The following is a 7,104-nucleotide window of genomic DNA, read 5'->3' as shown; positions in this document are numbered from 1 at the left end:
CAGAGAAGTTAAGCCTCGTCACGCCGATGGTACTGCGTAACAGTGGGAGAGTAGGTAGCCGCCGTTTTTAAGAAGCCCCTTGATTCAACTAAGAATCAAGGGGCTTTCTGTGTTTTGGTACTTTGCAAAAAAAGTACTATATTTGCGACTGACAATTATTTTATTAAACGTTTAAAGCAAATTTGAAAGGTATGAAAACTAAATTATTTTTGGCTGCTGTAGCAGTAACATTTTCTTTTGCAATGATGTCTTGTGCTGGTAACAAAACTACTAACGCCGCTTCTGAAGGTGAAGAAACAACTGTAGAAACAGTAGAAGCTGTTGTTGAATCTGATTCTTGCTGCCAGGCTAAAGATTCTTGTGCTAATGCTTGCGATAAAAAAGCAGATTGCGCAGAAAAGAAAGAATGTTGTGATAAGAAGTAATCTATTGATTTAGAACAATAAAGAAGATGAGGGAGAGAATGCTGAAAACATTCTACTCCCTCTTTTTATTTAATGAAATACAGACCTTTATTCGTGATATATTTTTGGTAAAAAACGGCTTTAACTTATGAAATGATATTTTTTTCGATAAAAAAGTAACGTATTATTTGGTGGTAAGGAAATAATCCATACCTTTGCACCGTCAAACTATAAAAGAGACAAGAAATGAACCAGATGTTTATACATATTCTACTATGCGGTATTATTATTCTACTATCAAAGGTTAGTGGAAGTGAGTGCTGTGCGTAAATGTGTATAAATGAAAATATACGAAAGCCTTTCTCACTTCCAAGTGTGAAAGGCTTTTTTTAATGCTAATAATTATATAATATACATTGAATATGGACAATAGGTTATTTATTTTTGATACCACTCTTAGAGATGGTGAACAGGTTCCGGGATGCCAGTTGAATACAGTAGAGAAGATTCAGGTAGCAAAGGCATTGGAAGCGTTGGGAGTAGACGTGATTGAAGCCGGATTCCCCATTTCGAGCCCGGGAGATTTCAATTCTGTAATTGAGATTTCAAAAGCGGTGACTTGGCCTACTATCTGTGCTTTGACACGTGCCGTTCAAAAAGATATTGATGTTGCTGTAGATGCGCTGAAATTTGCTAAACATAAACGTATTCATACCGGTATCGGTACTTCTGATTCGCACATTAAATATAAATTCAATTCGAATCGTGAAGAGATTATCGAACGTGCGGTAGCTGCCGTGAAGTATGCCCGCCGTTTTGTGGACGATGTAGAGTTTTATGCAGAAGACGCAGGCCGTACGGATAATGAATATCTGGCACGTGTGGTGGAAGCTGTTATCAAGGCAGGAGCTACCGTAGTGAATATTCCTGATACAACGGGTTATTGCTTGCCTTCAGAATATGGCGCTAAGATAAAATACTTGATTGACCATGTAGACGGCATTGATAATGCCATACTTTCTACTCACTGTCACAATGACTTGGGTATGGCTACCGCCAATACGATAGCCGGTGTTTTGAACGGCGCACGTCAGGTGGAAGTAACCATCAACGGTATCGGCGAACGTGCAGGAAATACTGCCCTCGAAGAAATCGCCATGATTATCAAGAGCCACCACGAAATAGATATTCAGACCAATATCAATACACAGAAGATTTATCCGACCAGCCGCATGGTTTCCAGCCTGATGAATATGCCGGTGCAGCCGAATAAAGCAATTGTTGGACGTAACGCTTTCGCGCACTCTTCAGGCATCCATCAGGATGGCGTGTTGAAGAATGTACAGACGTATGAGATTATTGATCCGCATGATGTGGGTATTGATGATAACTCTATCGTATTGACAGCCCGTAGCGGACGTGCCGCATTGAAAAATCGTCTTTCTATCTTGGGAGTTGACTTGGATCAGGAAAAGCTGGATAAGGTGTATGATGAGTTCTTGAAATTGGCTGATAAGAAGAAAGATATTAATGATGATGATATTTTAGTATTGGCAGGCGCAGACCGTAGCCAGAACCATCGCATCAAATTGGATTATTTGCAGGTGACGAGTGGGGTTGGCGTTCGTTCGGTAGCTAGTTTGGGATTGAACATTGCCGGTGAGAAGTTTGAGGCTTGTGCCAGCGGTAACGGTCCGGTAGATGCAGCTATCAAAGCATTGAAGAAGATTGTAGAACGCCACATGACTTTGAAAGAGTTTACTATTCAGGCTATCAGCAAGGGAAGTGATGATGTAGGTAAAGTACATATGCAGGTAGAATACGATAACCAGATTTATTATGGTTTTGGAGCTAATACAGATATTATTGCTGCTTCCGTAGAAGCTTATATTGACTGTATTAACAAATTCAAATCATAAAAAAGAGGCTGACAGTTGTATCGGCATTGTAGAGATTGACTAAAATAGTAAATAGTAATTAGTAAAATAGTAAATAAACAGATGAATACATTATTTGATAAGATATGGGATGCCCACGTGGTGACTACTGTGGAAGATGGCCCTACACAACTTTATATTGATCGCTTATATTGTCATGAAGTGACTAGTCCGCAAGCTTTTGCCGGATTGCGTGAACGTGGAATCGGAGTGTTGCGTCCGGAAAAGGTATTTTGTATGCCCGACCATAATACACCGACACATGATCAGGATAAGGAGATTGAAGATCCGGTTTCTAAAATGCAGGTCGACACACTGACTAAGAATGCGAAGGATTTTGGTTTGACACACTACGGTATGATGCATCCGAAGAATGGAATTATCCATGTCGTAGGTCCCGAACGTGGTTTGACTTTGCCGGGAATGACGATTGTCTGCGGTGACTCTCACACCTCTACTCACGGTGCGATGGGAGCAATCGCTTTCGGTATCGGAACAAGCGAAGTGGAAATGGTATTGGCTTCACAATGTATTCTTCAGTCAAGACCGAAAACAATGCGTATCACGGTAGACGGTGAACTGGGCAAAGGGGTGACTGCAAAAGATGTAGCTCTGTATATGATGTCCAAGATGACTACCAGCGGCGCTACCGGTTACTTCGTAGAATATGCGGGTTCGGCCATCCGCAATCTGACAATGGAGGGACGTCTTACTCTCTGTAACCTTTCTATTGAAATGGGGGCACGTGGTGGTATGGTTGCTCCGGACGAAGTGACTTTTGAATATATCAAAGGACGTGAAAGTGCTCCGCAAGGCGAAGCATGGGACAAGGCTTTGGCATATTGGAAGACATTGAAGAGTGATGACGATGCCGTATTTGACAAGGAAGTCCGTTTCGAAGCTGCTGACATTGAGCCGATGATTACATACGGAACGAATCCGGGTATGGGTATGGGCATCACACAGCACATTCCTACTATGGAAGGAATGAGTGAAGTTGCACAGGTTTCATTCAAGAAATCAATGGACTATATGGGATTCCAACCAGGGGAATCTTTGTTGGGTAAAAAGATTGATTATGTATTCCTCGGAGCTTGTACAAACGGTCGTATCGAAGATTTCCGTGCATTTGCTTCCATCGTGAAAGGCCGCAAGAAAGCGGAGAATGTAATTGCATGGCTGGTTCCGGGTTCATGGATGGTAGACGCACAGATCCGTAAGGAAGGAATCGACAAGATTTTGACGGAAGCCGGATTTGCTATTCGTCAGCCGGGATGTTCTGCTTGTCTGGCAATGAACGATGATAAGATTCCTGCCGGAAAATATTCGGTATCTACCAGCAACCGTAACTTCGAAGGACGTCAGGGACCTGGTGCACGCACCTTGTTGGCTAGTCCGCTGGTAGCCGCTGCTGCTGCGGTGACTGGTGTGATTACCGATCCGAGAGAACTGATGTAATTTCAATCGTAATTCGTAAATCATTAAATAGTAAATATCAAGATGGCTAAGACAAAATTTAATATAATCACAAGTACTTGTGTTCCTCTTCCTTTAGAGAACGTAGATACCGATCAGATTATTCCGGCACGTTTCCTGAAAGCAACCACTCGTGAAGAAAAATTCTTTGGTGATAACCTTTTCCGTGATTGGCGTTATAATGCAGATGGTTCTTTGAACAAGGATTTTGTGTTGAACAACCCTACTTACAGCGGACAGATATTGGTGGCAGGTAAGAACTTCGGTTCGGGTTCCAGCCGTGAACACGCAGCCTGGGCAATTGCTGGCTACGGTTTTCGTGTGGTGGTATCCAGCTTTTTTGCCGATATTCATAAGAATAATGAGTTGAACAACTTTGTGCTTCCGGTGGTTGTAACTGAGGAGTTTCTGCAAGAATTGTTCGATTCGATAGAAGCTGACCCGAAGATGGAAGTGGAAGTGAACCTTCCCGAACAGACCATCACCAACAAGGCGACAGGTAAAAGTGAACATTTTGAAATCAATGCTTACAAGAAACTTTGTTTGATGAACGGATTGGACGATATCGATTTCTTGTTAAGTAATAAAGATAAAATAGAAGAATGGGAAAAGAAGGCGTGAAAATAGAAATCATGGACACAACGCTTCGTGATGGTGAACAAACCAGCGGAGTGTCTTTCGTGCCTCATGAGAAACTAATGATCGCCCGTTTGCTATTAGAAGATTTGAAGGTAGACCGGGTGGAGGTTGCTTCGGCGCGTGTGTCGGACGGTGAATTTGAAGCCGTGAAGATGATTTGCGATTGGGCGGCCCGTCGTAATCTGCTCCATAAAGTGGAAGTGCTCGGTTTTGTTGACGGGTATACTTCTGTCGACTGGATTCAGCGTACCGGTTGCCGTGTGATTAATCTTCTTTGTAAAGGTTCACTGAAGCATTGTACGCAACAACTGAAAAAGACACCGGAAGAACATCTGGCGGATATCATTAATGTGGTGCATTATGCCGACGAACAGGATATAACCGTCAATGTTTATCTGGAAGATTGGAGTAACGGTATCAAAGATTCTCCCGATTATGTATTTCAGTTGATGGATGGATTAAAAGAGACAAGCATCAAGCGTTATATGTTGCCTGACACGCTGGGTATCTTGAATCCCTTGCAAGTGATAGAGTATATGCGGAAGATGAAGAAACGTTATCCGAATACTCATTTCGATTTTCATGCGCATAATGACTATGATTTGGCAGTGAGCAATGTTCTTGCAGCCGTATTAAGCGGTGTCAAAGGATTGCATACAACCATCAACGGACTGGGCGAACGGGCAGGCAATGCTCCTCTCGCAAGTGTGCAGGCTATCTTGAAAGACCATTTCAATGCGGTGACCAATATCGATGAGAGCCGTTTGAATGATGTCAGCCGGGTAGTGGAGTCTTATTCGGGGATTGTGATACCTGCCAATAAACCGATTGTAGGTGAGAATGTCTTTACGCAAGTGGCAGGAGTGCATGCCGACGGGGATAACAAGAATAATCTCTACTGTAATGATTTGCTTCCCGAACGTTTTGGCCGCAAGCGCGAATATGCATTGGGTAAGACAAGCGGCAAAGCTAATATCCGCAAAAATCTCGAAGACCTCGGATTGGAGCTGGACGAAGATGCTATGCGCAAGGTGACGGAACGCATCATCGAGTTGGGCGACAAGAAAGAGCTGGTTACCCAGGAAGATTTGCCGTACATTGTTTCGGATGTGTTGAAACATGGAGCAGTGGGGGAGAAGGTCAAACTGAAGAGTTATTTTGTGAATCTGGCTCATGGGTTGAAACCGATGGCAACGTTGAAGATAGAAATCAACGGAAAAGAGTACGAAGAGAGTTCAGGCGGCGATGGTCAGTATGATGCTTTTGTTCGTGCGCTGCGTAAGATATATAAGGTGACATTAGGACGTAAATTCCCGATGTTGACCAATTATGCGGTAACCATCCCTCCCGGTGGACGTACAGATGCATTTGTGCAGACGGTAATCACGTGGAGTTATGATGAGCAGGTGTTCCGTACCCGTGGACTCGATGCCGACCAGACAGAGGCTGCCATCAAGGCTACTATGAAGATGTTGAACCTCATCGAAGATGAATACGAGAAGAGCAAATGAGAAACAACTTGCCCGAAGAATGTTTTTTATAAGAATATATAAATAGAATAATAAACGATTATGGATTTTAAAATTGCTGTATTAGCAGGCGACGGTATCGGACCGGAGATCTCTGTGCAAGGTGTAGATGTGATGAGTGCCGTTTGCGAGAAGTTTGGCCACAAAGTAAGTTATGAATATGCAATCTGTGGAGCTGATGCGATTGATAAAGTAGGCGATCCGTTTCCGGAAGCAACCTATCAGGTTTGTAAAGATGCGGATGCTGTTTTATTTTCTGCCGTAGGTGATCCGAAATTTGATAACGACCCTACCGCTAAGGTACGCCCGGAACAAGGCTTGCTGGCGATGCGTAAGAAACTGGGACTTTTCGCTAATATCCGTCCGGTACAGACATTCAAATGCCTGATTCACAAATCTCCGTTGCGTGCGGAACTGGTAGAGAACGCAGATTTTATCTGTATCCGTGAGTTGACCGGAGGTATGTATTTCGGTGAAAAGTATCAGGATAATGATAAGGCGTATGATACCAACTATTATACTCGTCCGGAAATCGAACGTATCTTGAAAGTGGCTTTTGAATATGCGATGAAGCGCAGAAAACATCTGACGGTGGTAGATAAGGCAAACGTGTTGGCTTCTTCCCGTCTGTGGCGTCAGATTGCACAGGAAATGGCTCCGAACTATCCGGAAGTGACAACTGACTATATGTTTGTGGACAATGCTGCAATGAAGATGATTCAGGAACCTGCTTTCTTCGATGTGATGGTAACGGAAAACACCTTCGGTGATATTCTGACTGACGAAGGTTCTGTAATCAGTGGTTCTATGGGCTTGCTTCCTTCTGCTTCCACAGGCGAGAGTACTCCGGTGTTTGAACCGATTCACGGTTCATGGCCGCAGGCTAAAGGACTGAATATTGCTAATCCGTTGGCACAGATTCTTTCCGTAGCTATGTTGTTCGAGTATTTCGATTGCAAAGAAGAAGGTGCGCTGATTCGTAAAGCAGTAGACGCTTCTTTGGATGAGAATGTACGTACACCCGAAATCCAGGTGGCTGACGGTGCTAAATACGGAACGAAAGAAGTAGGACAGTGGATTGTTGATTATATCAAGAAAGCTTGATAAACTAGACTAAAA

The 7,104-nt window shown here is 43.3% G+C and carries 6 protein-coding genes; all 6 read left to right on the top strand.

All coding sequences use genetic code 11. The features are described 5' to 3' along the window. Positions 1-191 precede the first annotated feature (191 nt). The 6 genes from I2I04_RS19260 (at position 192) to leuB (ending at position 7,089) form a co-directional block, all read left to right on the top strand. A complete protein-coding gene (locus I2I04_RS19260) occupies positions 192-425 on the top strand; it encodes a hypothetical protein (protein ID WP_195655702.1) in 234 nt (77 codons plus the stop codon). A gap of 401 nt (positions 426-826) precedes the next feature. Further along, positions 827-2,323, top strand: a complete 1,497-nt coding sequence (locus I2I04_RS19255; protein WP_008771292.1) for a 2-isopropylmalate synthase — start codon at positions 827-829, stop codon at positions 2,321-2,323. Between the two features lie 81 nt (positions 2,324-2,404). Beyond that, positions 2,405-3,799, top strand: a complete 1,395-nt coding sequence (gene leuC, locus I2I04_RS19250) for a 3-isopropylmalate dehydratase large subunit (protein ID WP_195655701.1) — start codon at positions 2,405-2,407, stop codon at positions 3,797-3,799. A 42-nt stretch (positions 3,800-3,841) separates the two neighbouring features. Further along, on the top strand, positions 3,842-4,438 hold the full coding sequence (gene leuD / locus I2I04_RS19245; RefSeq protein ID WP_004307192.1) for a 3-isopropylmalate dehydratase small subunit: 597 nt from the start codon (positions 3,842-3,844) through the stop codon (positions 4,436-4,438). Continuing rightward, positions 4,420-5,967 (top strand): alpha-isopropylmalate synthase regulatory domain-containing protein, encoded by a 1,548-nt coding sequence (locus I2I04_RS19240; protein ID WP_185911531.1) that lies wholly within the window; start codon positions 4,420-4,422, stop codon positions 5,965-5,967. The genes leuD and I2I04_RS19240 overlap by 19 nt, the downstream gene beginning before the upstream one ends. A 60-nt stretch (positions 5,968-6,027) precedes the next feature. Next, positions 6,028-7,089, top strand: coding sequence for a 3-isopropylmalate dehydrogenase (gene leuB / locus I2I04_RS19235; protein ID WP_004311790.1), 1,062 nt, complete (start codon positions 6,028-6,030; stop codon positions 7,087-7,089). Positions 7,090-7,104: the final 15 nt, after the last annotated feature.

It is taken from the genome of Bacteroides sp. 1001136B_160425_E2 (assembly GCF_015559655.1).
GTDB lineage: Bacteria > Bacteroidota > Bacteroidia > Bacteroidales > Bacteroidaceae > Bacteroides > Bacteroides luhongzhouii.
This window is presented reverse-complemented; position numbering and strand designations above follow the sequence as displayed.

Coding starts and splice junctions, on each gene's coding strand:
- leuB (WP_004311790.1), top strand. CDS start 6,028: ATGGATTTTAAAATTGCTGTATTAGCAGGCGACGGTATCGGACCGGAG.
- leuD (WP_004307192.1), top strand. CDS start 3,842: ATGGCTAAGACAAAATTTAATATAATCACAAGTACTTGTGTTCCTCTT.
- leuC (WP_195655701.1), top strand. CDS start 2,405: ATGAATACATTATTTGATAAGATATGGGATGCCCACGTGGTGACTACT.
- I2I04_RS19260 (WP_195655702.1), top strand. CDS start 192: ATGAAAACTAAATTATTTTTGGCTGCTGTAGCAGTAACATTTTCTTTT.
- I2I04_RS19240 (WP_185911531.1), top strand. CDS start 4,420: ATGGGAAAAGAAGGCGTGAAAATAGAAATCATGGACACAACGCTTCGT.
- I2I04_RS19255 (WP_008771292.1), top strand. CDS start 827: ATGGACAATAGGTTATTTATTTTTGATACCACTCTTAGAGATGGTGAA.